The sequence below is a fragment of the Amorphus sp. 3PC139-8 genome (genome assembly GCF_040750475.1).
Taxonomy (GTDB): domain Bacteria; phylum Pseudomonadota; class Alphaproteobacteria; order Rhizobiales; family Amorphaceae; genus Amorphus.
This window is the reverse complement of record NZ_JABJVY010000029.1, coordinates 27,244-52,244: the sequence shown is the minus strand read 5'-3', so window position 1 is coordinate 52,244 and position 25,001 is coordinate 27,244. Positions and strand designations below refer to the sequence as shown.

At 64.9% G+C, this 25,001-nt stretch carries 23 protein-coding genes; 8 read left to right on the top strand and 15 right to left on the bottom strand.

Features of this window, described 5'->3' with window-relative positions; all coding sequences use genetic code 11:
- Nucleotides 1–84 precede the first annotated feature (84 nt).
- From HNS03_RS21610 to HNS03_RS21575, 8 genes are all read right to left on the bottom strand, one after another.
- On the bottom strand, nt 85–1,677 hold the full coding sequence (locus HNS03_RS21610; RefSeq protein ID WP_367198130.1) for a putative bifunctional diguanylate cyclase/phosphodiesterase: 1,593 nt from the start codon (nt 1,675–1,677) through the stop codon (nt 85–87).
- Nucleotides 1,678–1,772: 95 nt separating this feature from the next.
- Nucleotides 1,773–2,591: a lysophospholipid acyltransferase family protein gene (locus HNS03_RS21605; protein ID WP_367198129.1), complete on the bottom strand. Its 819-nt coding sequence runs from the start codon at nt 2,589–2,591 to the stop codon at nt 1,773–1,775.
- Nucleotides 2,592–2,597: 6 nt separating this feature from the next.
- Nucleotides 2,598–2,981 carry a transcriptional repressor gene (locus tag HNS03_RS21600; protein ID WP_367198146.1) on the bottom strand — a complete coding sequence of 128 codons (384 nt, stop codon included), beginning with the start codon at nt 2,979–2,981 and terminating at the stop codon, nt 2,598–2,600.
- A 244-nt stretch (nt 2,982–3,225) separates the two neighbouring features.
- Nucleotides 3,226–3,717, bottom strand: coding sequence for a GNAT family N-acetyltransferase (locus HNS03_RS21595; protein ID WP_367198128.1), 492 nt, complete (start codon nt 3,715–3,717; stop codon nt 3,226–3,228).
- Nucleotides 3,714–4,391 (bottom strand): tRNA (adenosine(37)-N6)-threonylcarbamoyltransferase complex dimerization subunit type 1 TsaB, encoded by a 678-nt coding sequence (tsaB, locus tag HNS03_RS21590; RefSeq protein ID WP_367198127.1) that lies wholly within the window; start codon nt 4,389–4,391, stop codon nt 3,714–3,716. The genes HNS03_RS21595 and tsaB overlap by 4 nt, the downstream gene beginning before the upstream one ends.
- 226 nt (nt 4,392–4,617) lie before the next feature.
- Nucleotides 4,618–7,080, bottom strand: a complete 2,463-nt coding sequence (clpA, locus tag HNS03_RS21585) for an ATP-dependent Clp protease ATP-binding subunit ClpA (protein WP_367198126.1) — start codon at nt 7,078–7,080, stop codon at nt 4,618–4,620.
- A gap of 9 nt (nt 7,081–7,089) precedes the next feature.
- Complete coding sequence (clpS, locus tag HNS03_RS21580) at nt 7,090–7,416, bottom strand: ATP-dependent Clp protease adapter ClpS (RefSeq protein ID WP_367198125.1); 327 nt, start codon at nt 7,414–7,416, stop codon at nt 7,090–7,092.
- A gap of 427 nt (nt 7,417–7,843) precedes the next feature.
- Nucleotides 7,844–8,179: a phasin family protein gene (locus HNS03_RS21575; protein WP_367198124.1), complete on the bottom strand. Its 336-nt coding sequence runs from the start codon at nt 8,177–8,179 to the stop codon at nt 7,844–7,846.
- Between the two features lie 286 nt (nt 8,180–8,465).
- Here HNS03_RS21575 and HNS03_RS21570 point away from each other — a divergent pair, with 286 nt between their 5' ends.
- Nucleotides 8,466–9,842: a serine hydrolase gene (locus tag HNS03_RS21570; protein ID WP_367198123.1), complete on the top strand. Its 1,377-nt coding sequence runs from the start codon at nt 8,466–8,468 to the stop codon at nt 9,840–9,842.
- 113 nt (nt 9,843–9,955) lie between these two features.
- Here HNS03_RS21570 and HNS03_RS21565 read toward each other — a convergent pair whose 3' ends face one another.
- From HNS03_RS21565 to HNS03_RS21545, 5 genes are all read right to left on the bottom strand, one after another.
- Nucleotides 9,956–10,663, bottom strand: coding sequence for a DnaJ domain-containing protein (locus HNS03_RS21565; RefSeq protein WP_367198122.1), 708 nt, complete (start codon nt 10,661–10,663; stop codon nt 9,956–9,958).
- Nucleotides 10,664–11,383, bottom strand: a complete 720-nt coding sequence (locus tag HNS03_RS21560; RefSeq protein ID WP_367198145.1) for a VWA domain-containing protein — start codon at nt 11,381–11,383, stop codon at nt 10,664–10,666.
- A 146-nt stretch (nt 11,384–11,529) separates the two neighbouring features.
- Nucleotides 11,530–11,964, bottom strand: coding sequence for a DUF1489 family protein (locus HNS03_RS21555; RefSeq protein ID WP_367198121.1), 435 nt, complete (start codon nt 11,962–11,964; stop codon nt 11,530–11,532).
- 93 nt (nt 11,965–12,057) lie between these two features.
- Nucleotides 12,058–14,001: a biotin carboxylase N-terminal domain-containing protein gene (locus HNS03_RS21550; RefSeq protein ID WP_367198120.1), complete on the bottom strand. Its 1,944-nt coding sequence runs from the start codon at nt 13,999–14,001 to the stop codon at nt 12,058–12,060.
- A gap of 175 nt (nt 14,002–14,176) precedes the next feature.
- On the bottom strand, nt 14,177–14,965 hold the full coding sequence (locus HNS03_RS21545; protein ID WP_367198119.1) for a hypothetical protein: 789 nt from the start codon (nt 14,963–14,965) through the stop codon (nt 14,177–14,179).
- A 404-nt stretch (nt 14,966–15,369) separates the two neighbouring features.
- Here HNS03_RS21545 and HNS03_RS21540 point away from each other — a divergent pair, with 404 nt between their 5' ends.
- The 4 genes from HNS03_RS21540 to HNS03_RS21525 all read left to right on the top strand — a co-directional run bounded on the left by HNS03_RS21540 (nt 15,370) and on the right by HNS03_RS21525 (nt 18,710).
- Nucleotides 15,370–16,170 (top strand): UDP-2,3-diacylglucosamine diphosphatase, encoded by an 801-nt coding sequence (locus HNS03_RS21540; RefSeq protein ID WP_367198118.1) that lies wholly within the window; start codon nt 15,370–15,372, stop codon nt 16,168–16,170.
- On the top strand, nt 16,167–17,204 hold the full coding sequence (locus HNS03_RS21535; RefSeq protein ID WP_367198117.1) for a glycosyltransferase family 4 protein: 1,038 nt from the start codon (nt 16,167–16,169) through the stop codon (nt 17,202–17,204). Before HNS03_RS21540 ends, HNS03_RS21535 begins: the two co-directional genes overlap by 4 nt.
- Nucleotides 17,205–17,215: 11 nt before the next feature.
- Entirely contained in the window at nt 17,216–18,121 is a 906-nt protein-coding gene (locus HNS03_RS21530) for a cation diffusion facilitator family transporter (protein ID WP_367198116.1), read from the top strand.
- 70 nt (nt 18,122–18,191) lie between these two features.
- Complete coding sequence (locus HNS03_RS21525; protein WP_367198115.1) at nt 18,192–18,710, top strand: CreA family protein; 519 nt, start codon at nt 18,192–18,194, stop codon at nt 18,708–18,710.
- A 240-nt stretch (nt 18,711–18,950) separates the two neighbouring features.
- Here the strand turns inward: HNS03_RS21525 and HNS03_RS21520 are convergent, their stop codons facing one another.
- Entirely contained in the window at nt 18,951–19,988 is a 1,038-nt protein-coding gene (locus tag HNS03_RS21520; RefSeq protein ID WP_367198114.1) for a peptidase M29, read from the bottom strand.
- Nucleotides 19,989–20,124: 136 nt separating this feature from the next.
- Here HNS03_RS21520 and HNS03_RS21515 point away from each other — a divergent pair, with 136 nt between their 5' ends.
- The 3 genes from HNS03_RS21515 to HNS03_RS21505 all read left to right on the top strand — a co-directional run bounded on the left by HNS03_RS21515 (nt 20,125) and on the right by HNS03_RS21505 (nt 23,461).
- Nucleotides 20,125–20,604 carry a MarR family winged helix-turn-helix transcriptional regulator gene (locus HNS03_RS21515; RefSeq protein WP_367198113.1) on the top strand — a complete coding sequence of 160 codons (480 nt, stop codon included), beginning with the start codon at nt 20,125–20,127 and terminating at the stop codon, nt 20,602–20,604.
- Nucleotides 20,605–20,796: 192 nt separating this feature from the next.
- Nucleotides 20,797–22,341: a carboxyl transferase domain-containing protein gene (locus HNS03_RS21510; protein ID WP_367198144.1), complete on the top strand. Its 1,545-nt coding sequence runs from the start codon at nt 20,797–20,799 to the stop codon at nt 22,339–22,341.
- 10 nt (nt 22,342–22,351) lie between these two features.
- On the top strand, nt 22,352–23,461 hold the full coding sequence (locus HNS03_RS21505; protein ID WP_367198112.1) for an NAD(P)/FAD-dependent oxidoreductase: 1,110 nt from the start codon (nt 22,352–22,354) through the stop codon (nt 23,459–23,461).
- A 382-nt stretch (nt 23,462–23,843) separates the two neighbouring features.
- Here HNS03_RS21505 and HNS03_RS21500 read toward each other — a convergent pair whose 3' ends face one another.
- The gene (locus tag HNS03_RS21500) at nt 23,844–24,953 is read right to left on the bottom strand and encodes a DMT family transporter (protein ID WP_367198111.1); all 1,110 of its coding nucleotides are present in this window, start codon (nt 24,951–24,953) and stop codon (nt 23,844–23,846) included.
- Nucleotides 24,954–25,001 lie beyond the last annotated feature (48 nt).

The window sequence follows — 25,001 nt, the reverse complement described above, 5'->3', positions numbered from 1 at the left end:
AACGATGTCGCAGAATCCGCTCCAAGTGCTTGTTTTGACGTGTTTCCACGCGAAGTCGAAACCGGTTCGTGCTCCGGAAGCGCCCTAAATAATCGCTCCGCGCGGTCGCTCGCCGGCATCAAGCAGCGCCTGCACCGCAGACGCCGGCACGGGCTCGGAAAATAGGTAGCCTTGGCCGAGATCGCACCCCCGCTCCTTCAGCCAAAGCGCATCCTCCAGGATTTCGATCCCCTCCGCCGTAACTTTCAGACCCAGACTATGGCCGAGCACAATGACGAGATCGACCACCGTCGCCGCCACCGTTCCGCTCCGGCGCTGGCTGACGAAAGAACGGTCGATCTTGATCTTGTCGATCGGAATCTCGTGCAGATGTCGAAGGCTGGAATAACCGGTGCCGAAATCGTCGAGCGCAATAGAGATACCGAGCTCCTTCAGCGAGCCGACGATCTCCAGCGCCAGCGAGAAATCCTGCACCATCGCGTTTTCGGTGATCTCGATCTCCAGCCGCTCCGGCAGAAGGCCGGTGCGCTCCAGGGAATCCAGAATGGTGCTCACCATGGCGCGGGCACCGAACTGAGAGGGCGAGGCATTGACGGCGATGATCACCGGCGGATGCCATTCCATGGCCGCCAGGCTCGCCTCCTCCAGAATGTGCGCGAATACCTTGCCGATCATTCCCGCGTCCTCGGCGACCGGAATGAAGGCCTCGCTGCCGACCAGCCCGTGCCGGGGATGGTGCCAGCGCGCCAGCACCTCGAAGCCGACCACCGCACCGCTGGCCAAGTCCACGAAGGGCTGGAAATAGGGAACGATCTCGTTGCGCTCCAGCGCCTGAGGCAGATCCATCTCCAGCGACATGCGATAGCGCGCTTCGGAATCGATGGCGGAATCGAACGAGGCGTAGGTGTTCCGGCCGCTCGACTTCGCCCTGCCCATCGAGAGGTCCGCGCGCTGCAGAAGCTGCTCGCCGTGGGTGCCGTCGCGCGGTGCACGCGCGATCCCGACGCTGGCGGTGACGGAGACCGGGCGCGCCGCCAACGTTATCGGTCGGCCGACCTCCTTTAGAAGGCGGCGCACCGTGCGCACGAGTTGCTTGTCGTCGACCCCGACCAGCAGGATCGCGAATTCATCCGCCCCCAGCCGCGCGATCCGGTGAGGCGGGCGCACCACCCGCTTTAAGCGTTGGGCGATCTCCTGCAAGACGTGGTCGCCACCGCTATGGCCGTAGAGATCGTTGATCGCCCGAAAGCGATCGAGGTCCAACACGATCAGCGATACCCCCTGTCGGCTGCGTCCGGTCTCCTTAAGTTGTTCGTCGAAGGTCTGCAGAAAGTTACGCCGGTTCGGCAGCCCGGTCAGCGGGTCATAGCTCGCAAGCTGGACCACCTCACCCTCGGCCTCCTGGCGCCGGGCGATTTCGTGCTTCAAGTCGCGCGAATAGACGGCCAGAACCGCAATCAGAGCCAGGGTCGTGACGATGAACAGGTTGACGAAATGGGTGAACGGCCCAAGCGGCGAGCGATGGCTGTAGGTGTAGAGGAATTCGACGACGTCGAGCGCGCTCAAACCCGCAAAGGCGGCGATCGCAACCAGACCGATCGCGACATAGATCCAAAGCCGGCGTCGCCGCCACTTAGCATTCTTGTCGACCGTCCCGGTTTCACGATTCAAGGCCATGCTCGACCGTCCCTGCATTCTCATGGAAATGCAAGGACAAGACGATGCCGCAACCCGCCCACGGCCCTGAGTTTCGAAGGCAGCCGCCGATGACCCTAGCCGGCGGGAAGCGCTGGCCGACGGGCATCGTCGGCGCGCCCGGCAAGCGCCCGGATCGTGGCCTGACGCACGATCTCCTCGGCCTTGCGCGCGATCTCCTTGCGATCGGTCCCAGGCCCGAACGAGACCGCCTCTCCCCAGGTGAGCTCCACGTCGATCGGCCCCTTTTTCAGGACGCGCCAGAGATGTGGCGCCATGTCCATGTCGCCATACCAGGCGACCAGAGGCCGGCGATAGCGGCCGAGCGGCAGACCGTAGAGCCGCGTATAGGCGATCGCGAGCGGCTGCACCCAGATCCGCTCGCCTTCGCCGGCAACAGCGTCCTTGGCTGCCCCTAAAAGCGCGGTGCGAAACGGCAGCACGAAGGTTCCGCTCGAGGAGGTTCCTTCGGCAAACAGCACCATTACGTCGCCATGGCGCAGACGCTCGGCGATCGCCCCGGCCACCTTGCCGGTCGCATGGCGACGGGTGCGATCGACGAAGACCGTCCGCTGCAGCTTGGCAAACAGGCCGAACACCGGCCAGCGCGCCACTTCGGCTTTCGCAATGAAGGAAAGCGGCATCACCGACCCAAGAACGGTGATGTCGAGCCAGGAGACGTGATTGGAGGCGATCAGGAGAGGACGTTCCGTCGTCGGCGTGCCCCGCTGAACCACCTTGATGCCCAAAAGGCGCGTGGTGATGCGATGCCAAAGCTGCGGAATGGTCGCGACCTTTTCGGAGCCGAGCCACATCGCGACATATTGGGCGGGGATCAGAACCAGCGTGACGAGCGTCAATGAGATGATGATCAGGACAGCCCGGATTGCGCCCATGGTTTCTCAGCGCGCCTTCTTGTCCGTCTCGTCGAGCGGAACGCCATAAAGCTCCAGCCGGTGGTCCACCAGGCGGAAGCCGAGCTCACGGGCGATCTTCTCCTGCAGCCGCTCGATATCCTCGTGCCGGAACTCCACCACCCTGCCCGTCCGCAGATCGATCAGATGGTCGTGGTGCTCCTCCGAGACCGTCTCGTAGCGGGCGCGCCCGTCGCGGAAGTCGTGCCGCTCGATGATTCCCGCATCCTCGAACAGCTTCACGGTCCGGTAGACGGTGGAGATCGAGATCCGCGCATCGACTTCGGCGGCGCGCCGATGCAGCTCCTCCACGTCGGGATGGTCGGTCGCCATCTCGATCACGCGCGCGATCACGCGCCGCTGCTCGGTCATGCGCATCCCGTTGGCGACGCATTGCTCCTCGAGGCCCTGGGGGCCACGATTGTCCTCTTCGGCCACCGGCCAGTCTCCCGGTTCCTGCGTCCCGCGACGATCCTGTCGAGCTTCCGCGCCTGATCGCGCGAGAGGCTCGCCAACTACACTCAAACGACGACCTGGCGGGCGCCCCTCTGGGGTCGAGGCTCTGCCTGTCGGGCCGACGCAACTCTCAACTTCGTGTCTTTTCCTGCTGGCGCGATTAGCCAAGATCGCACCGCATGACAAGCGCCAGCCCCTTCCGGCCGTCGGCATGACCGTAATAGGCCGGGCGCTGGCCGACAATCTGAAAGCCGAAGCGACGATAGATTGCCAGTGCGGCTGCGTTCTCCGCATCGACCTCGAGAAAGACACGCGCCGCACGATCGCTGTAGAGACGCCGAAGCGCCGCACCGACCAGATTGGCCCCCACACCGGCGCCGCGATGGGACGGGCTGACGGCGATCGTCAGAATTTCCGCCTCGTCGGCGGCGAGACGATAGATCACGAAACCGACGGGTCGCGTGCTCGTCCACAGACTGCCGCGCCGGGCAACCAAGGCCGCCACGCCGGGCTTGGACAGAAGCGCTGCGAGCTCGTCGACGGTCCACTCCTGAGGAAAGGACCGAGCGTGAATCGCCGCGATCGCGGCCACGTCGTCCGGGCCCGCCTCCTCGATGATTTTCGGTGTCGGCGTAAACAGATAACCGATCATGCCGACTTCACGAGCACGGGTCCGCTCGGACGCGCATCGGGCGCCTTCAGGTAGATCGGACGCGGCGGCGTGGCGGTCGCTTCCGCATTGAGAGCAAGCGCAAGCAGAGCCTCGGGCGCAGCCGCCGGCAGGGCGAGGATTTCTCCAGCCGGTTTTCCTTTGGCGACGAGGTCGGCTGCAATCGGCTCCGCGCCGGATCCGACGATCCTTGCACCAGCCGGGATGTCCCCCACCAGGTCCGCGATCGCCACGTGGCGCGCATCGGCAAGCGGCTCCAGATCGGCCGAGAACATCTGACCGTAGACGGCATCGTGGCGAGCGTCGATCGCCGCGACGATCGGCGCACCTCGCTCCCCCCGGTCCGGCACGCTTGCAGCAAGGCCAAGAAGGCTGGAGAGCCCCACCAGCTCGCACTCCGCCACCAGCGCAATGCCCCTGGCCGCCGCCACCCCCACGCGCAGCCCGGTAAAGCTGCCCGGACCGGCGACCACGGCGATCCGATCGAGATCGGAGTAGCTCCAACCGGCCCGACGCAACACGGCATCGGCGAGCGCGACGATTGCCTCTGCCTGGCCGCGCGCCGGCTCGCGCCGTTCGATCGCGCCCAGGCCGGCGTGGTCGCCCACCACCGCCTGACAGGCATCGAGTGCGGTATCGAGAATCAAAACGCGCATGCGCCAACCGTGAAAAGCCGCCGGCACGGTGCGCCGACGCATATCGTGTGTCGCCCTGATACCCAACCGTCGGGACAGAGGAAAGCCCGTTCGCGACAGGCGCGACAGCGTCCATGCGCCGCTTCGCCCTTCCCGAAAGCGGTTTTCCGCGTGTCCTGAGCTGTCGCACAAAAAAGGCGCCGGCGTTTTACAGCCGGCGCCTCGATCATCGCACGCGGCCGCGTGCCTATTGGGTGAGCGGCACCTTCGGCACCAGGCTGCCCTTCGAGTTCCGCTTCGCCGGCAGGCCGCCGGAGCCGGAGCCACCTGAGCCAGACCCGCCCGAGCCGGAGCCGCCGGATCCCTTGCCCTTCTTGGAGCTGGCGTTCTTCTTCGGCTTGGCCGGCGGCTTCGCCTTGACGGTATCGTCGGCGATCGCCTCCAAGGTCAGGCCGGTCTTGCCATCTTCCTTCTCGGCAACGTCGACCTTCACGGTCCCGCCCTTCATCAGCTTGCCGAACAGCACCTCGTCGGCCAACGGCCGCTTGATGTGCTCCTGAATCACGCGGGACAACGGCCGCGCGCCCATTTGCTCGTCGTAGCCTTCCTTGGCGAGCCACGCGACCGCCGCATCCGACAGCTCGAAGGTGACGTTGCGGTCGGCGAGCTGAGCTTCCAGTTCCAGCACGAACTTGGTCACGACCTGGTTGATCACCTCGGTCGGCAGACCGCGGAACGGGATGATCGCATCGAGACGGTTGCGGAACTCCGGCGTGAACAGCCGGTTGATCGCTTCCGCGTCGTCGCCTTCCCGCTTCTTTTGGCTGAAGCCGATCGGCGGCTTGGCAAGATCGGCCGCGCCCGCATTGGTCGTCATGATCAAGATGACGTTGCGGAAGTCGATCTGCTTGCCGTTGTGGTCGGTCAGCTTGCCGTGATCCATCACCTGCAGAAGGATGTTGAACAGGTCCGGATGCGCCTTCTCGATCTCGTCGAGAAGCAGCACGCAGTGGGGATGCTGATCGACCCCGTCGGTCAACAGACCGCCCTGGTCGAAGCCGACATAGCCCGGAGGCGCACCGATCAGCCGCGAGACGGTGTGGCGCTCCATATACTCCGACATGTCGAAGCGCAGGAGTTCCACGCCGAGGGTGGCGGCGAGCTGACGGGCAACCTCCGTCTTGCCGACGCCGGTCGGACCGGAGAACAGATAGTTGCCGATCGGCTTGTTGGGCTCGCGCAGGCCGGCCCGAGCGAGCTTGATCGCCGACGCCAGCTTGTCGATCGCCTCGTCCTGACCGTAAACGACCCGCTTCAGGTTCTCGTCGAGATTGCGCAGCGTCTCCGCGTCATCCTTGGAGACCGACTTCGGCGGGATCCGCGCCATGGTGGCAATCGTCGCCTCGATCTCCTTCACCCCGACCGTCTTGCGACGGCGGGCCTCCGGCAGAAGCATCTGCGACGCCCCGGTCTCGTCGATCACGTCGATCGCCTTGTCCGGCAGCTTGCGGTCGTTGATATAGCGCGCCGACAGCTCCACCGCCGCCTTGATGGCATCGTTGGTGAAGCGGATCGAGTGATAGTCCTCGAAGTAAGGCTTCAGCCCCTTCAGGATCTCGATCGTGTCCGGCACCGACGGCTCGGAGACGTCGATCTTCTGGAAGCGCCGGACGAGGGCGCGGTCCTTCTCGAAGAACTGACGATACTCCTTATAGGTGGTCGAGCCGATGCAGCGGATCGAGCCGGAGGCCAGCGCCGGCTTCAACAGGTTCGAGGCATCCATCGCGCCGCCGGAGGTGGCGCCGGCACCAATCACGGTGTGGATCTCGTCGATGAACATGATCGCGCCAGGATACTCTTCAATCTCCTTCACGACCTGCTTCAGCCGCTCCTCGAAGTCGCCGCGATAACGAGTACCGGCGAGCAGCGCGCCCATGTCGAGAGCGAAGATGGTCGCGTCCGCCAGAACCGCCGGCACGTCGCCGTCGACGATGCGCTTGGCTAGGCCTTCCGCGATCGCCGTCTTGCCCACGCCGGGATCACCGACCAGCAGCGGATTGTTCTTCTGCCGGCGGCACAGCACCTGAATGGTGCGCCGGATCTCGCTGGCGCGCCCGATCAGGGGGTCGATCTTCCCCTTGCCGGCCTTGTCGTTGAGATTGACGCAGTAGGCTTCCAGCGCGTCGGTCTTGCGCTTGGCCCGTTCGCCACCTTCCACGGTCGCCTGGTCCTCTTCCGATCCGCGCGCGGAGCGTGGCTCGGACATGCCGGCCCGCTTGGCGATGCCATGCGAAATGTAGTTCACCGCATCGTAGCGCGTCATATCCTGTTCCTGCAGGAAAAACGCGGCATGGCTCTCGCGCTCGGCAAAGATCGCCACGAGCACGTTGGCACCGGTGACCTCGTCGCGACCCGACGACTGGACGTGGATGACCGCACGCTGGATCACCCGCTGGAAACCAGCCGTCGGCTTGGAATCCTCGCCGGTGTCGGTCACCAAGTTGTCGAGCTCGGTATCGACATACTCGACCAGGTCCCGCCGCAATTTTTCAAGGTCGACGTTGCACGCCCGCATGACGGCGGCCGCGTCCTGATCGTCGACGAGCGCCAACAGGAGGTGCTCGAGCGTCGCATATTCCTGGTGGCGCTCGTTGGCATAAGCGAGCGCCTGATGCAGCGCCTTTTCGAGGCTACGGGAGAATGATGGCACGAGGGTTCCTCACTTCTTCTCCATGACGCACTGCAAAGGATGCTGGTGCTTTCGCGCGAAGTCCATGACCTGAGTCACTTTCGTCTCCGCGACTTCGTAGGTGTAGACGCCGCACTCGCCCACGCCGTGATGGTGCACATGCAACATGATATGGGTGGCTTCTTCGCGGCTCTTCTGAAAGAACCGTTCCAGCACGTGGACCACGAATTCCATCGGCGTGTAGTCGTCGTTCAACAACAACACCCGGTACAGGCTCGGCCGTTTCGTCTTCGGCCGGGTCCGGGTCACGACCACGGTTCCGGATTGATCGTCGTCGTCGTTCGAGGCGGTCGTCATCACAATCGGTTGAGTCCACATGGCGCTCGATCGGTCGTGACACTGTGAAAAAGGGTCCAGCAAGCTCCGGCCCGTCGGGTTGTGGACCGCTCCCAAGGCGCCTCAGTCACGCGATGGTGGGAACGGCCTTTGGTCTCTCTCATTCGGCGCGCGGTCGGCGCATACATGGCGCCTGGTCGTCCCTTCTGTCCGGCGAAGACCATCTCCAAGCCCTTGCGACCGGCCGCGAACCGCTGCCGCGCTTTTGATCGGCGCGACGTTTGTCGCCACCTGATGTAAGCAGCAGCTTCCCTCATTGTAAGGCGCTCGCGCAATGGCGCAATGCACCCTGTCCCTTTGGGGCCAATCGTCCCCGGAAACAAAAAACCCGGCGCGCTGGCGCCGGGCTTGTCAATGCGTCCCAGAAAATCGGGAAAGACCGGCGTGCCTACTTCGCCACCACGCCGGTGAACGCGGCCTGGGTGCTCTGCTGCATGTCCTTGGCGAGGCCGGCATAAAGCTCGCCGAGCTTGGTCATCTCGCTGACCATGCCCTCATAGGCCGACTTCATATAGCTCATCTGCGCTTCCAAGGCCTTGTCCGGGCTCGGCGCACCGACCACCCGCTCGAACGCAGCCGTACCCTCGTCGAAGCTCTTCTTGGAATAGTCGGCCAGCTCGGTCGCGATCGCCTGGAAGCTCTCCGACGCCGTTCCGAACGACTTCATCGCATGGTCGAGACCCTGCTGATTCATTTTCTGGATCTGGTCGAACCCGTTGGTCATTGTGCCCCCTTAGATATCGCGGGTGAAACAGGTGGTTGGGATGGACGGTGCGCGCAGTGTCACGCACCGCACAATCATCGTCAAGTTGATCGCTGCGTTGCAGCAATCCGACCGACTGTGTGAATTCCGTTTACGCCCCGCTAACCGCTTGCCCCTACCGTTCGCCGATGTGGCGCCGGCACCTTGCACAGAACGAGTGGTCGGCCGAGGCGACAACACGCGTTTCGAGTAAGGGTGTTCCATGAGTAGCGGGCGAAATTCGACGAACGCTGGCTGGGCACGGTCATTGGTCAGGTTCGCGGCGGCGCTCGTCGTCGGCTTTGCATTCCTCGCAACGGCAGCTCCGTCTGCCCAGGCGAACGAGAAATACGCGGCCTTGGTGGTCGATGGCGCAACCGGAAAAACGCTGTTTGCGCGACATGCTGACGCGCAGCGCTATCCGGCGTCTCTCACCAAGATCATGACCCTCTACATCGTCTTCGAGGAGCTGCGCGCCGGTCGCCTCTCCCTCGATACGCCGATTCCGGTCTCATCCCATGCCGCGGCCGAGGCACCGTCCAAGATCGGCTTCAAGGCTGGCCAAACGATTCGGGTACGCGACGCGATCCGGGCGATGGTGACCAAGTCGGCAAACGACGTGGCGACGGCCGTGGCTGAGAAGATCGGCGGCAACGAGGCCGCGTTCGCCAAGCGCATGACGCGCACCGCGCGCCGGCTCGGCATGTCGAACACCACCTACTATAACGCCCACGGCCTGCCACAGAGCCCGAACAACACCACCACGGCGCGCGACCAGGTCCGGCTCGGGATCGCGATCCAGCAGGATTTCCCGGTCTACTACAGCTACTTCTCGACGCGCTCGTTCACCTACCGCGGCCATACCCACCGCAATCACAACAAGTTGTTGGGCAAGGTGAACGGCGTCGACGGCATCAAGACCGGCTACATCCGCGCGTCAGGCTTCAACCTGCTCGCCTCCGTCAAGCGCGACGGCCGCTTCATCGTCGCTGCCGTGTTCGGCGGCCGCACCGGCCGGACCCGCGACGCGCACATGACCGAGCTGATCAACACCTACCTGCCGAAGGCGACCCGCGGCGGCACGCCGGTGCTGATCTCCCGCAACGTGCCCGTGCCGGACCCACGGCCTGCCATGCCGGTCGCGCTCGCGCTGGCCGAGCCTGACAGTGTCCAGGACAGCGACGCCGCCCGCGCCGTGGCGGCCGCGGTTCAGCCGGGCTCGCCGATCGCTCCGCCGAAGCCGGAGCCGCAACAACGGCTGACGCCGGAGCTGATCGCCGCCTACGCCGCATCCGTTCGCACCGCGCACACCACCGCCGCCGGATCCGTCGACAGCCTGGAAGAACCGGAAGAGGAAACCAGCCAGGTCGCCGCCCAGTCGGCCGCCGTCGTCTCCGGCTGGCACGTCCAGATCGCCGCGACCGACAGCGAGAGCAAGGCGCGCACGCTGCTGCTCGATGCCCAGCGCAAGAATCGCAACGTTCTGGGCAACCGCGATCTGTACACCGAGCCCGTCGATGTCGACGGCACCACGCTCTACCGCGCACGCTTCACCGGCTTCAACAGCAAGTCGGAAGCTTGGGCGGCCTGCTCCCAACTCAAGAAGCGGAAAGTCTCGTGTTGGGCGATCGACGCGTCTTCCTGAGCCCCGCCGCACCGCGCGGTGGCGCCTGGACTTCGCAAGCCGATGGACTGTTGCCGGCGCGGGAGAAGCGCCGGCGGAATGACCGAGGGGAATTGGAGGGGATGGAAAGCGTATCAGCTATGCCGGCCGAGAAGCCGATCCTTGGCCGCGTTGATCTTCGACGCAAGGAAAGAGCTGCCGCCCCGGTCCGGGTGAAGCGCCTTCATGAGCCGGCGGTGCGCGGAGCGGATTTCCGCTTCGCTGGCGCCTGGCTCAAGACCAAGGACCTCGTAGGCCTCCTCTTCGCCAACGATGCCCGCGCTCGTCGCGCCGCTCTGCCGCGGACCCGCGTCCTGGTCGACGTGTTCACGCCAACCGGGCGCCCGGCGGTCGAGATAAGCTTCGACTAGAACGACGCTGTCGGGATCGTCGGCGACCTCCGACAACAGGGTCGTCAAATCCTCGTCGGAAAGCTGGTCCAGGTGCAAGCCGGAAAAGCGGCCTTTCAGGACCTGACCGCCGATCTCGCCGCTGTCATGGTCCAGGGTCAGGCTCAGATAGTCGGTTCTGACGGACGACGACTGGCCCTTGGAGCGGCTCGCGGAGCCGCCTCCCAGACCCGGCATCGAGCCATAGCCCAAAAGCGAAAGCGCAAATAGGCCGAGCGGCCCGGCAAGCGGCCACAGCCCGCGCAGCATCAGCCCGACCGCTATGATCAGCAGCACCACCGCGCCGGCAATCCGGATCCGCCGCGCCAGAACCGCCGGATCGGCGTTGGCGAAGCCGCGCGTCGCCAGCACCAGGGCGCCGAGCGCGAGGGTTCCCAACAACAACCACAGCATCTATCCGAGCTTCCCGATCAAGAGACGGGCGCCCTCTTCGCCTCGGGCGCTCATGTCGGCCAACGCCCTGCGGCCGCCCGCGGCATAGACGGCCACCGCCCGCAAAAGCCGACCGAGTTCATCGGCCGCACCGGTGCTGAAGGTCAAATGCGCACCGCCCGACAGGCGCGCGATCTCCGCGAACGCGGTGGAGGCGGCCGAATTGGTGCCTTCCTGGAAGACGAACACCGGCACCTTCAGGAGGCCGAGTTCACCGGCGCGGGCGCACAGTTCGTCGATATTCTCCTCCATGGAGTCCCCCACATAGACCACCGCCTGGACCCGCTCGCGCCGGGTCTCGTCGATCGCCCGCCGCAAGACCTTGCGGATCTGCGTCAGACCGCCGCGGCAGTCGATCCTGGTCATGATATCGCGCAGGCGCGTGGCATCGGAGATCCAGCGCGACGCGCGGCATTCATCGATGCCTCGGAAATAGACAAGCTGAATGTCCAGACCGCCGATGCGGCCGGTCTCCTCGAACATCTCCGCCTGAATCTTGCAGGCCTGATCCCAGGTCGGCTGTCGGCTCATGGTTGCGTCAAGGGCGAACATCAGCCGGCCCCGCGTCTCAGAGGTCGGCGCAAGCGTATGGGCGCGCGTGACAAAAGCATCGATGTCCGCGCGGCTCGAGCGCTTCGCGGGACGCCGGTCCGCCTCCTCGGCGTGGGACGGTCGCGTCATCGGGCGCTGGGTCTGTCGCTCTTTCTCGCTCACGTCCCTTAAATGGCGCATCGATCCACGGAGGCAAAGGGCGAAAACAGCCGTATCTGGAGCAACCGGTGCCCTTTGGACGCAAACGCGTTTTTCCGCGGGGAGAATGGAACCGGTCAGATCAGGCCGAGCTCCGCCAGTTCCCGGCGCATCTCCTCCGGCACGTCGTCGCCGCCGGTTGCCCCCGTGAGATCCGCCGGAGCCTCTTCCGCGGCCAGATAGCGCCAGCCCTGAAACGGCCGCCGTGGGGCAAGTCGGGTCGCGATCAGCTCTGGAGACAAAATGATCGCACAGCGGTTCACCCCATCGGCATCCACCAGTGGATCGAGCCGCAAAATCGGCTGGCGCGCCTGGATGAAGCCGCGGATCACCCAGTAGAGCGAGCCGGTTCCGACGATCTCCGCGCCGCGCTTCGGCGTCATCCGCGTGACGTGGCGCGTCACTTCCTCCGCACCGGCCGCACGACGATCGGCGACACGCTGGGCGATCCAACCGGCCAGGTCGTCGACGCTCTCGGCGCCGACGCACAACTTGATGAGATGCAGCGTCATTGGACCTGAAAAATGGCGCCGAACGCGACCGCCGACAAGCCGATGCGGCTCATGATCTGGGGATAGAGCGCGGGGCGAAAACCGGAGACCGGTTCACGCCTCCGCCGGCTCGATCACCACCACCGGCGCGCCTTGAGCGACCTGATCTCCCTCGCCGGCGGAGAGCGAAACGACCGCACCGGCCTCGGGCGCCACCACCGTGTGCTCCATCTTCATTGCCTCGACGGTGAACAGCCGATCCCCCTTGGCGACCGTATCGCCCTCGACGACATAGACCGCCACCAATTTGCCATGCATCGGCGCAGTGATGCGATCGTCACCGGCGAGATCGGCAAGGGTCGCCTCGAGCGGATCGAAGCGCGCAACCCGCACTGCCCGCCCCCCTTCGAGAGCATAGACCCCGCCGTCCGTCTTCACGGCCGCGCCCTCACGTGCGCCGGTCGACCGAGCGTCCGCGAACGTGACGTCGACCCCTTCGGGGCCCCAGCTCACGTGCACGTCGTAGGGTTCACCGTCGACCAGCACCCGCGCGCCGCGCCCAACCCCGCCGGAAACCGCGAACCCATCGGTCGTCGACCACGGATCCTGCCAGCCATCGACGCGAACCGGCTCGGAGGGCGGAGAAAACAAGAGCGCGACAGCCTCAGCGATCGCCGGATCGGCAACCGCTCCACCGACCAGCGCCGCCGCATTGGTATCCACGAAGCCGGTGTCGTGGCGGCCGGCGCGGACGGTCGCCTGATCGACCAGCGCTCTCAGAAAGGCAAGATTGGTTTTGGGGCCGGCCACGACGGTTTCGGCAAGCGCCTTTGCAAGCCGGTCTAACGCCGCCTCGCGGGTGGGGCCATGGGCGATGATTTTGGCGATCATGGGATCGTAGAAGGCCGTCACGCTGTCGCCTTCGGTGACGCCGCTGTCCACCCGGATCCCGTCGCCTTGCGGGAAGCGAAGCAGATCGAGCCGCCCGACCGAGGGCAGGAAGCCCTGGTCGGGATCTTCCGCATAAAGCCGAACTTCGACCGCATGGCCATCGATCCCGATCTCGTCGGAACCCGCCGGCAACGGCTCTCCCGAGGCAACCCGAAGCTGCCATTCGACCAGATCCTGGCCGGTCACGGCCTCCGTCACCGGATGTTCCACCTGCAGCCGGGTGTTCATTTCCATGAACCAGAAGCGGTCCGCCTGCAATCCTTCGGAGGCATCGGCAATAAACTCCACGGTGCCGGCACCGGTGTAGCCGACGGCCTCCGCCGCGGCGACGGCCGCCTCTCCAAAGGCCGCACGCAGCTCCGGCGTCATGCCGGGGGCGGGCGCCTCCTCCAATACCTTCTGATGCCGGCGCTGGATCGAGCAGTCGCGCTCGTGCAACGACACCGCCCGCCCGTGACTGTCGGCGAACACCTGAACTTCGACATGGCGTGGATTGAGCACATATTTCTCGATCAAGACGCGATCGTCGCCGAAAGCCGCTTGGGCTTCTCGCTTGGCGGCTGCAAGCGCCTCGTCGAATCCGATCGCCTTGTCGACCCGGCGCATGCCCTTGCCGCCGCCGCCAGCGACCGCCTTGATCAGGACCGGATAGCCGATCTCGTAGGCCTTCTGTTTCAAGAAGTCCGGCTCCTGGCGGTCGCCGTGATAGCCCGGCACCACCGGCACGCCGGCCGCCTCCATCAACGCCTTGGCACCATCCTTCAACCCCATTGCCCGGATCGCGGAAGGCGGCGGTCCGACGAAAACGATGCCGGCTGCGGCACAGGCTTCCGCGAAAGCGGCGTTTTCCGACAGGAAGCCGTAGCCTGGATGGATGCAGGCGGCACCGGTCCGACGCGCCGCCGCCAGGATCTTCTCCCCATCGAGATAGGACCCTGCCGCCGGCGCCGGGCCGATGGCGACCGCTTCGTCGGCAAGCTTGACGTGAAAGGCATCGCGATCGGCCTCGGAATAGACCGCAATGGTGCGTAGCCCGAGCCGTTTGGCGGTACAGATGACGCGAACGGCGATTTCACCGCGATTGGCGATCAGGACGGACGACAGCACGCGCGACACTCCTTCCGTTTCCTTCAGGCTTCGAACGGCCCGGTTTCCAACCCCACAAATCCGTCAGCGACTTTGGGCGGCTCGGCGCGGCAGCGCAAGCGCCCGAAACACGCAAAAGGCCGGCGCTCGCGATGAGCACCGGCCTCTCAAAAGAAACAAAATGGGATCGGCCGCCTCAGGCCCCTTCGAACACGCCCTCTTCCTTGAGCGTGGTGTAGACCCTGTCGAACCAGATCCGGAGATCGGCGACACCCGACGTCGCTTCCCAGATATCGATGCCGAATTTCTCGGCCGCTTCGTCCTCGGAGAGGTTCAGCGCCTCTTCCAAGGAGACGAAGTTCAGCTCCATCAGGTGCCAGAGTTCGGAGGTGCAGCGCGGCAGCTTGATGTAGTGCAGCGTCCGGTTCTCGGCGATCTTGTTCAGCTCCTGCGAGATCTTCAGCGACGTGAAGCTGCCGCCGGCCTCGTTCAGGACGATGTACATGCGCGAGATCGGCATCACGTCCTGGTCGTTGAAAGTGCGCACCAGGTCGGAGATGTCGTCGATCGCGTGCTTCTCGGCGCGGCAGACGAGCATCACGTCCACCGGCGGCGCCTTGCGCGACTGGAAGATCTGGCTCACGCGGCGCGCCCGCGCCCATTCGATCACCTGGGTGACCACGTTGGCGCCCAGGTCCACGACCATGCCGCCTTCCAGGAGGCTGCGGCCGAGCCGGTCCCAATATTTCAGGGACGCGTTCATGTCGTTGGCCTTCTTGGCGATCGATAGTTCCGCGCCGACACCGAATTCGGTGACGCGCTGCGGATACATCTTGCCAATCTTGGAACGGCCGCTTTCATCCACGAAGTCGGCGGAGGCGAGCTTGTAGTTGGCACCGGAGCGCTGAAGCCCGAGATAGACAAGCTGCGAAAGCGTTGTCTTCCCTTGCCCACCAGCATGCGCCGCGCACAAAATGGATCGCATTCTCATCCCCTCGTGGAAAAAGGCCCGGCAGGCTACGCGGCCTCCGAAGCTCCAATCGAGTTGCCTCATCGGCGCCCATGCGGCCAAGTCCAAGTCGCAGCGGGCGTGCAATTTGGGCTATCACTACGGATGAACCAATGGGAGAGTCAACCGCGCAGCACCCGTGAGATTCCCGGATTTGCCGGGTCTGCGTGAGCTGGGCCAAAGCAAGTTCCACACCATTGTTGCAGTGCGGCAAGGGGTCGCGTTCAACCGCGTCGCTTCTGAGCCGACCTGTCTATATTCAGCCCGTCACACAGTTGAAATCCGAATCGAGTTGATGAGATAAGCTGGAACTGGCGAGCCGGACGCTGCCTCACCGTATCTACGTCAACGGGACCTTAGACGTGGTCGATAGGACGCCCATGCCAGACCCGATCGAGCCTCGACATTATCGCGCCCTGTTCATTTCGGACGTGCATCTTGGCACACGCGGGTGCCAGGCCGCGCTGCTGCTCGATTTCCTGCGCTATCACGATGCCGATGTCATCTATCTGGTCGGCGATATCATCGACGGATGGCGCCTGAAGCGGTCCTGGTACTGGCCGCAGCCCCACAACGACGTGGTGCAGAAGATTCTGCGCAAGGCGCGCAAGGGCGCGCGCGTGATCTACGTTCCCGGCAATCACGACGAGTTCCTACGCGACTATCTCGGCACCCATTTCGGCGGCGTCGAAGTGATGGACAGCTTCGTGCACGAGAGCGCCGACGGCCGACGCTACCTGGTGATTCATGGCGACCAGTTCGACGTCGTGGTGCGCCACGCCAAATGGCTCGCCTTCCTCGGCGACTGGGCCTATGTCACAGCACTCGGAATCAACACCTGGGTGAACATCGTCCGGCGCCGGCTCGGCCTCACCTATTGGTCGCTGTCGGCCTGGGCCAAGCTGAAGGTCAAGAACGCCGTCAACTTCATCGGCAAGTTCGAGACCACGCTTGCCGGAGAGGCGCAGCGCCGCGACGTGGACGGCGTAATCTGCGGCCACATTCACCATGCCGCCATGCACGAGGATTTCGGCGTGCACTACATCAACACCGGTGACTGGGTCGAAAGCTGTACGGCAGTCGCGGAGACGGCGGACGGCGAATTCGAACTCATCCGCTGGACCGAAATCGGCGCCAAGCCGGCCGCCAAGATCGTGGCGGCACCGCAGGCCGCCGCATGAGCAAGCTCCTTCTGGTCACGGATGCCTGGCATCCGCAGGTGAACGGCGTGGTCACCACGCTGCAAATCACAATCGACCGGCTGAAGCGTCTCGGCGTGGAAGTGGAAACGCTGACGCCGGACGGCTTCCGCTCGGTGCCGCTGCCGACCTATAGCGAGATCCGGCTCAGCCTGACCTCGCCATCGACGATCCGCCGCCGAATCGAAGCGTTCGATCCGGAATTCGTCCACATCGCGACCGAGGGACCGCTCGGCATGCTGGCACGGCGCTGGTGTCTGGCCGCCGGCCATCCCTACACCACGAGCTACCACACCCGCTTTCCGGAATATGTCGCGGCCCGCGCGCCGATCCCGCTCGACTGGACCTATTCGTTCGTGCGCCGGTTCCACAACTCCGGAGCCGGCTGCATGATCTCCAATTCGACGCTGGAGCGGACGCTGACGGAGCGCGGCTTCACCAATCTCTACCATTGGCTGCGCGCCGTCGATCACGAGATGTTCCGGCCGGACGTTCCGCCGGCTCTCGATCTCCCGAAGCCGATCTTCATGTATGTCGGGCGGGTTTCGGTCGAAAAGAACATCGAAGCCTTTCTCAAGCTCGACCTGCCGGGAACCAAGGTCGTGGTCGGCGCCGGGCCGGCGCTCAACGAGATGAAGTCGCGCTACACCGACACGATCTTCACCGGACCGAAGTTTGGCGACGAGTTGGTCGCCCACTACACCTCCGCCGACGTGTTCGTGTTCCCGAGCCTGACCGATACCTGGGGTCTGGTGCTGTTGGAGGCGATGGCTGCGGGCGTCCCCGTGGCAGCGTTCCCGATCATGGGCCCGATCGACGTGGTCGGCGATTCCGGTTGCGGCGTGCTCGACAACGATCTGAGAGCGGCCGCGATCGCCGCCCTCGACATTCCCTCGGACCGCTGCCGCGCCTACGCCGAGACCTTCTCCTGGGACGCCAGCGCCCAGCAATTCTACGACAACGTGGTCCAGGCCAATATCTGGGCACGCGAGTCCAAGCCCGCCGACGCGGCCTAGGAGAGGGTGCCGTGACCGGCTCCGCCAAAGGCACGGTCCGGCTGGCACGCGCCAGCATCGTGCTGGCCTGCCTCGTCTTCGCACTGAAATATCTCGCCTATTGGCTCACCGGCAGCGTGGCGCTGCTTTCCGACGCATTGGAGAGCATCGTCAACATTGCCGCGGCCGCCGGCGCCCTGCTCGCGCTTCACATCAGCGCCAAGCCGGCCGACGACAATCACCCGTTCGGTCACAGCAAGGCGGAATATTTCTCCGCCGTGCTCGAAGGCGTTCTGATCGTCGTCGCCGCGCTCGCAATCGTACGGGCCGCCTATGGTGGCCTGATCGATCCCGAGCCGATCGACGCCCCGGTAGAAGGCCTGGCGATCACCGCGCTTGCGAGCCTGATCAATGCCGGCTGGGCGTTCCTTCTGTTCAAGGAGGGGCGAAAGGCACGCTCGCCGGCACTTTTGGCCGATGCCCGCCACCTGATGAGCGATGTGGTGACCTCCGCCGGTGTGTTCGCCGGTGTCGGCCTGGTCGCGCTCACCGGCTGGCTGGTGCTCGATCCGCTTTTGGCCATTGCGGTGGCCATCAACATTCTTTGGTCCGGCTGGCGGTTGATCCGGGAATCCGTCGCCGGACTGATGGACGAGGCGGTGGCGCCGGAACTCCTGGAAGAGATCACCCGGCTCATCACCGACAATGCCGAGGGCGCGATCCAGGCCCACGATGTGCGCACCCGCCATGCCGGACCGAAAACGTTCGTGGTTTTCCATCTGGTGGTCGATGGCGAGATGAGCGTCGCCACCTCTCACGCCATCTGCGACCGCATCGAAGCCGCAATCAAGCGCGGCGTTCCCGGTGCGATCGTGACGATCCACGTGGAGCCGGAAACCAAGATCAAGCAAGACGGCGTTCCTGTCGGCCCGGCCTGACACAGCGCTTGTCGGCCACGATCGGCGCCCCCATCTGCCCAACGACGCGGATTTGAGGATTTCACGCCCGATGGCCCTGTCCACCCTTGCCAAGATGCTTGTTGCCGCCGTTCTGGCGGCGCTGATCGCCGCTCCCGCCGCCGCGGAAGAGCCGGACCGGATCTTCGACAAGTCCACCAAGTGGAACATGCTGACGCCGGACCATAAGCTCGCCGTCTACGGCATCGACGACCCGCTGATCGAGGGCGTCGCCTGTCACTACGCCTTGCCGGAAAAGGGCGGCGTGTCCGGCATGTTCGGCGTGGCTGAGGAAGTCTCCGACATTTCGCTTGCCTGCCGGCAGGTCGGTCCCGTCGTCTTCACGGGCAAATTCGAGCAGGGTGACGAAGTGTTTCGCCAGCGCCGCTCGCTCTTCTTCAAGAAGATGCGCATCGTGCGCGGCTGCGACGCAGAGCGCAATGTGCTGATCTATCTCGTCTATTCCGACAAGCTGATCGAGGGCAGCCCTAAGAACTCCACGTCGACCGTGCCGATCATGCCGTGGGGCGATCAGCCGGCACCCCGCTGCGCGGATTTTCTAGAGGATTAAGCAAATCCCAGGAAAAGTGGGCACCGGTTTTCCGTCCGGGATTTGCTGAGAAGTAAAGTTTTCCGCTCACGCCAGTGTGCTTCGCGCACGGCTCCGCGAGGGCGGCCTATCGGCCGGCGCGCGGTCGCGCGCTGGCTTCGCAAATCCCAGGAAAAGTGGGCACCGGTTTTCCGTCCGGGATTTGCAGAAAGGAATGCTTCTTTCCGCTCACGCCGGCTCGCTTTGCTCGCGGAGGCAGGTTTACTCCACCAGCCGGCCGTCCTCGATCACCGGGACGTCGTCGAGCTTGATGGTCGTGTGCATCATCGGCAGGTCGAAATGGCCGGCGGTGTAGCGGCCGGCGAACTCGTTGGCGCCGGTGGAGAACAGGAAGTTACCGGCGACGGCACGCAGCTCGGTGCCATTGGTATCTCGCCGGTCGTACATCTGCAGCGCATCGTAGCGCGCGCCCTTGTTCAGCCCCCAGCCGACATGGGACACGGCATAGGCCTCCTTGTCGCCCCAGGCGGCGAAGTAGTCGCGCATAAGATCGGCGTCGACGCCTTTTCCCTCGACCGCGACGACGTAGTCATTCTCGATGACGAGCGTGACCGGGCTCTCGTAGTAGCGCTTGAAGGTCAGGTTCATGTCGCCCGGCGCGAGCACCAGCCGGCCGTTGACCGTGCCTTTGGCGGGAAAGCTGACAACGATGCCACCCGGCCAGTGGGCGAGCGTGCCCGGGCGCGTGGTCCAGCCCCAGACGCCGACGGTCGAGGCACCCGTCATGGTCACGGCGAGATCGCTGCCGGCCTCCGACGTCACCGTCATGGTGGTTGCGCCACGGATCTTCTTGACCGCCGCCTTCACTCGGGTTTCAAGCTCCGGATCGATCCGCATGCGCTCCAGCGCTTCCGGGTGCTCGTTGGAAATCACCAGAATACGGGCGCCGCCTTTTAAGATCGCCGGCGTCTCCGGCGAGTGCATCAGGCCCTCCAGCGTGACGTCCACCACCACATCGCAAGCCGCAAGCGCGTCGATCACCGGCTTCATCCCGCCGAGCGCCTGGCTGGCACCGGTCGACCGCGCAATCACGCCCCAGGGGTTGCGCGGCGTCGGAACGACGATGTGGAACGGACGAACGCCGATGCGCTGCAGCGCAAGCTCCGCCAGATGCACATTGAGCTCGCGCGACTGGGTCTCCGACAGGATCGCCACGCTTTCGCCGGCATGGATGGCGGACGCCTCGAACGCCTCCCCGAACGCGTCGATCCACTTTCCTTCAATTCGATCGGCCAGCATGACGGCGATATCCTCACCCGTGCCTGATAAAGGGCGCTTCCCCACAATTGCATGAAAAGTTATGAATCAGGATGAGGAGACACGCAACACCATGCCACCGAAGCGCGCACGCGCCCGCAGGGGCGACGCGGACGGAATGACCGTTCCCTTGCAAGGCCCTCCGGAAGGAGCCTTCGTCGCCGGCTACATGGCCTATCTTCTGGCTCAGGCAAGTCACGTCTACTCCGCCGAGATCCACGCGCGGATCAAGCAGACCGGCTGCGGCATTGCGGAATGGCGGGTGCTCGCCTGCCTGGTGGACGTGGACGGGCTATCGGTTTCCCGTCTTGCGGAGATGGCGCTTTTCAACCAGCCGCGGCTGTCGAAAGTGCTCGACCGGCTGGCAGCGCAAGGCCTGATCGAACGCAGAGGCGACACCGACGACCGTCGCCGCGTGCGCGTCCACATCACACCCGCCGGACGCGCCCACGCTGTCCCGCTGGTCGAGATCGCCAAGGCGCACGAAGCGGAAATGCTGGCGGGCTACCGGCCGGAGGAGATCGAGACGATCAAGGTCATGCTGCGCGACCTGATCCGCCGCTCGCTCGCAAGCAACGAGGTCTCCCCGGAGGAGTAGCAAAGCGCGAGGTGCCTTGCTCCCGCCGCCGGACTCCGTCAAGGATCGCAAAAGTCCACCTCGCTGCCGGGACACAACGATGCCGGCACGCGGATCGGACACGGCAACGCCGAAACCGGGGAGACGCGTATGGCAGTTCTGAAGACGACGATCGATCCGGGCTCGCCGCTCTATCAGGAACAGCACGCTGCCATGCAGGCGCTGATTTCGGACCTCAAGGCCAAGCGGGAGACCGCCGCGAAAGGCGGGCCGGATCGAGCAAGATCCCGCCATATCGCGCGAGGAAAACTCCTGCCGCGCGAGCGCGTGATGCGGCTCATCGATCCCGGCTCGCCCTTTTTGGAACTCTCGCCGCTCGCCGCCCACGGCATGTACGAGGACGCCATCCACGGCGCCGGCCTCATCACCGGCATCGGCCGGGTGGAGGGGCGCGAGTGCGTGATCGTCTGCAACGATGCCACCATCAAAGGCGGCACCTACTACCCGATGACGGTCAAGAAGCACCTGCGCGCCCAAGAAATCGCGGGCCAGAACCGACTCCCCTGCATCTATTTGGTCGATTCCGGCGGGGCGAACCTGCCGAACCAGACGGATGTTTTTCCCGACCGGGAACACTTCGGCCGCATCTTCTACAATCAGGCCAACCTGTCGGCGGCCGGCATTCCCCAGATCGCCGTGGTGATGGGATCGTGCACGGCCGGTGGCGCCTATGTGCCGGCCATGTCCGACGAGACCATCATCGTGCGCAATCAGGGCACCATCTTCCTTGGCGGCCCGCCGCTGGTGAAGGCAGCCACCGGCGAGGTGGTCAGCGCGGAGGATCTCGGCGGCGCGGACGTGCACGCCCGTGTCTCCGGCGTGGCCGACCACTATGCCCTCGATGACGATCAGGCGCTCGCGATGGCGCGCCGGCTGGTGGCCAATCTCAACGGCGACAAGCGGCCGGACGTGACGCTGACGGCCGTGCGAGCCCCCCTGCACGACCCTGCCGAACTGGACGGCGTGGTGCCGACAGATCTGCGCCGTCAGTATGATGCCCGCGAGATTATCGCCCGGCTTGTCGATGGCTCGGAGTTTGACGAGTTCAAGGCGCTCTACGGCACCACGCTCATCGCTGGCTTTGCGCGTCTTCATGGCATGCCTGTGGGCATTCTCGCCAACAATGGCATCCTGTTTTCCGAATCCGCCCAAAAGGGAGCCCATTTCGTGGAGCTGTGCTGCCAACGCAAGATCCCGCTCCTGTTCCTGCAGAACATCACCGGCTTCATGGTGGGCAAGGACTACGAGGCCGGCGGCATCGCGCGGGCCGGCGCCAAGCTGGTGACTGCGGTGGCCTGCGCGGCGGTGCCGAAAGTCACCGTGATCGTCGGCGGCTCCTACGGTGCCGGCAACTATGGCATGTGCGGGCGGGCCTACTCTCCGCGCTTCCTGTTCATGTGGCCGAACGCCCGGATCTCGGTGATGGGCGGCGAGCAGGCGGCCTCGGTGCTGGCCACCGTGCGCCGCGACAACATCGAGGCCGACGGCGGCACCTGGTCGGAGGACGAGGAAGAAGCCTTCAAGACGCCGATCCGCGATCGCTACGAGGCCGAGGGCCATCCCTACTACGCAACCGCACGGCTGTGGGACGATGGCGTCATTGCCCCGTCGGAGACTCGGCGTATCTTGGCGCTTTCCTTCTCCGCCGCCCTGAATGCCCCCATCCCGGAGACCCGGTTCGGCGTCTTCCGCATGTAAGAGAACATTCATGTCGAAAGCACTTGTCGTCGGCGCCGGCGTGACCGGGCTCGCCACCGCCTGGGGACTGATTAGGCGCGGCTTTGCTGTCACCGTCGTGGAAAAGGGGCCGATCCCGAACCCGACGGCCGCCTCCTCAGATCATCATCGGCTGATCCGCTGGCACTATGGCGACCAGGCAGGCTATGCCGCACGGATGGGGGAAGCGTTCGCCGCCTGGGATGCGTTGTGGGTCGATCTCGGCACCCACCATATGATCGAGACCGGTGTGATCGCGGTGTCCAGCGAGGAAGGCGACTGGGCCGATACCGCCTGCCGTACCCTCGACGGTCTCTCAATCGCCCATGAGCGGATGACGGCGGCCGAGGCCGTCGCCCGCTTTCCTCATCTGGATCCGAACCTCGCTGCCCGGTTCGTGAGCTACACTCCGACTGGCGGCGCCTTGATGGCGAACCGGATCCTGGAAGGCCTTCGCGACTGGCTTACCGCCAACGGCGCGGAGATCCGGACCGAGACCGAGGTGACGGCAATCGATCCGGACCAGGTACGCATCACGACAGCTCAAGGAAATGACTTCGCCGCTGATGTGGTGATCGTGGCGGCTGGCATTTCGGCGCCGGGCTTTAACTTTCCCGGTGCACCGAAGCTAGTGCCGACCTCGTCGACCATCGTCTATGTCGAGCCCCCGGCGGACCTGGCAACGGCCTGGCAGGGCGCCCCGTCCTGGGTGGATTTCGGCGGCTTCGACGATCTCTGGGGGATCGCCCCGGTTGATGGGCTACCTTTGAAACTGGGTCTCGGCCGCTTGTCCCTCCCCGGCGATCCGGCCACCGGACGGGTAGCGAGCGAGGAAAAGATCCGGGAGATTGTCACCGCCTATCGCGGTAAGTTCCGCGACATAGAGCGTTTCACCGTCACATCCGCGCAGACCAACTTCTACACGGTCGCGCCGGAGTCCCGCTTCGTATTGCAGCGATCGGGAAAGGCTGTGCTCCTGTCGGCGGATTCCGGCCACGGCTTCAAATTCGGCGCGCTGACCGGCCTCGATGCCGCCGAGGCGATCGCCGAGCCGGGCCGGTTCGATCACGTCGCGCGCCGGATGGCCGGTCGGGATATCTGAGTCAAGACTTCCCGCGCCGGCCCATTTTCCCGCAATCCCGAACGGCGAACCGGTGCCCACTTCGCCTGGGGTTGCTTGTTTCTTCCGCAATCCCGAACGGCGAACCGGTGCCCACTTCGCCTGGGATTGCTTGTTTCTTCCGCAATCCCGAACGGCGAACCGGTGCCCACTTCGCCTGGGATTGCTTGTTTCTTCCGCAATCCCGAACGGCGAACCGGTGCCCACTTCGCCTGGGATTGCTTGTTTCTTCCGCAATCCCGAACGGCGAACCGGTGCCCACTTCGCCTGGGATTGCGGAGCCAGAGCGCGACTGCCGCTCCGGCCGATAGGCCGCGCGCGCAGCCGCGAGCGAAGCGAGCTGGCGTGAGCGAAAAGGACCTTCTTACCCTCTCATCGGGGATGTCGTCCCGCGCTCGCCGCGCTCCAGGCCGAGCTTGCGCTCCCGGTAGATGACATAGAGACCGGCCGCGACCACGACCACCGATCCGACAATCACCGCCGGCTGCGGCGCCTCGCCGAACAGCACCAGGCTCAGGATCACCATCCAAACCATGGACGTATATTCGAACGGCGCCACCGTGGAGGCCTCGGCGAACCGGTAAGCCTGGGTCAGGAAGATCTGACCGATCCCACCCAGGACGCCGAGCGCCAGCAGCAGGCCTGCTTCCTCCGCCGTCGGCATCACCCAGCCGAACGGAGCGGTAAGTAGGGAGAGGAACGCAGCCGTGATAAAGAAGTAAAGCACGATCGTGCCGGTCTGCTCCGTGGCTGTGAGTTCGCGCACGAAGATGGAAACCAGCGCCATCAGCACCGCCGATAGGAGCGCGAACACCACGCCGGCCGACTGCGCACTGCCGGTTGGGTCGAAGCCGGCCGAAAGCTGCGGATAGAGAATGACCAGAACGCCGAGGAAACCGACGCCCACCGCGGACCAGCGATAGATCCGAACCTTCTCGCCAAGAAGCAGCGCGGCAAGCGCCACCATGACCAAGGGCGCGGCATAGGAAATCGCAGTTGCATCGGGGAGCGACAGACGCGTCAGGGCGGCGAACCAAAACCCCATCGACAGGGTGCCGATCACCGCACGCTTCATGTGGCCGAACGGCCGCTTGGTCTTGAGGATGCCGCGCATCGAACCGGTAAAGGCAACCATGATCAGGACCGGGATCAGGCCGAACAGGTTGCGGGCGAACAGGATCTCGCCGATCGGCACGCGCTCGCCGACGACCTTCACCAGTGCCAGCATGCCGCAAAAGGTCATCGCCGACAGCACCTTCATCAGGATGCCGGTCAACGTCTTGAGCTGGGGCGCGGGAAGCCCCGTTTCGCGCACCGATCCCTCTGTCTTTTCGATGGGTTCGGCGACCGGTTCGTCGGGTTCGGGGCTCTCTTCCTTGGCTTCAGGGGCGGCCCCGGCGGCTCCCCCGAATTCGCTCGTTACGCGCACGTCGTCGCCTCGTGGATCGCGCACGTATGCCGAATCCGTCGCCATCGGAGGATCCAAGGCGGCGCGAGCCGGCGACATACGCAGGTAGTCAGG

Bases quoted from the DNA above. Each gene is read 5' to 3' on its own strand.
- HNS03_RS21610 (WP_367198130.1), bottom strand. From the start codon at position 1,677: ATGGCCTTGAATCGTGAAACCGGGACGGTCGACAAGAATGCTAAGTGG.
- HNS03_RS21605 (WP_367198129.1), bottom strand. From the start codon at position 2,591: ATGGGCGCAATCCGGGCTGTCCTGATCATCATCTCATTGACGCTCGTC.
- HNS03_RS21600 (WP_367198146.1), bottom strand. From the start codon at position 2,981: ATGACCGAGCAGCGGCGCGTGATCGCGCGCGTGATCGAGATGGCGACC.
- HNS03_RS21595 (WP_367198128.1), bottom strand. From the start codon at position 3,717: ATGATCGGTTATCTGTTTACGCCGACACCGAAAATCATCGAGGAGGCG.
- tsaB (WP_367198127.1), bottom strand. From the start codon at position 4,391: ATGCGCGTTTTGATTCTCGATACCGCACTCGATGCCTGTCAGGCGGTG.
- clpS (WP_367198125.1), bottom strand. From the start codon at position 7,416: ATGACGACCGCCTCGAACGACGACGACGATCAATCCGGAACCGTGGTC.
- HNS03_RS21575 (WP_367198124.1), bottom strand. From the start codon at position 8,179: ATGACCAACGGGTTCGACCAGATCCAGAAAATGAATCAGCAGGGTCTC.
- HNS03_RS21565 (WP_367198122.1), bottom strand. From the start codon at position 10,663: ATGCTGTGGTTGTTGTTGGGAACCCTCGCGCTCGGCGCCCTGGTGCTG.
- HNS03_RS21560 (WP_367198145.1), bottom strand. From the start codon at position 11,383: ATGACGCGACCGTCCCACGCCGAGGAGGCGGACCGGCGTCCCGCGAAG.
- HNS03_RS21555 (WP_367198121.1), bottom strand. From the start codon at position 11,964: ATGACGCTGCATCTCATCAAGTTGTGCGTCGGCGCCGAGAGCGTCGAC.
- HNS03_RS21545 (WP_367198119.1), bottom strand. From the start codon at position 14,965: ATGCGATCCATTTTGTGCGCGGCGCATGCTGGTGGGCAAGGGAAGACA.
- HNS03_RS21540 (WP_367198118.1), top strand. From the start codon at position 15,370: ATGCCAGACCCGATCGAGCCTCGACATTATCGCGCCCTGTTCATTTCG.
- HNS03_RS21535 (WP_367198117.1), top strand. From the start codon at position 16,167: ATGAGCAAGCTCCTTCTGGTCACGGATGCCTGGCATCCGCAGGTGAAC.
- HNS03_RS21525 (WP_367198115.1), top strand. From the start codon at position 18,192: ATGGCCCTGTCCACCCTTGCCAAGATGCTTGTTGCCGCCGTTCTGGCG.
- HNS03_RS21520 (WP_367198114.1), bottom strand. From the start codon at position 19,988: ATGCTGGCCGATCGAATTGAAGGAAAGTGGATCGACGCGTTCGGGGAG.
- HNS03_RS21515 (WP_367198113.1), top strand. From the start codon at position 20,125: ATGACCGTTCCCTTGCAAGGCCCTCCGGAAGGAGCCTTCGTCGCCGGC.
- HNS03_RS21510 (WP_367198144.1), top strand. From the start codon at position 20,797: ATGCAGGCGCTGATTTCGGACCTCAAGGCCAAGCGGGAGACCGCCGCG.
- HNS03_RS21505 (WP_367198112.1), top strand. From the start codon at position 22,352: ATGTCGAAAGCACTTGTCGTCGGCGCCGGCGTGACCGGGCTCGCCACC.
- HNS03_RS21500 (WP_367198111.1), bottom strand. From the start codon at position 24,953: ATGGCGACGGATTCGGCATACGTGCGCGATCCACGAGGCGACGACGTG.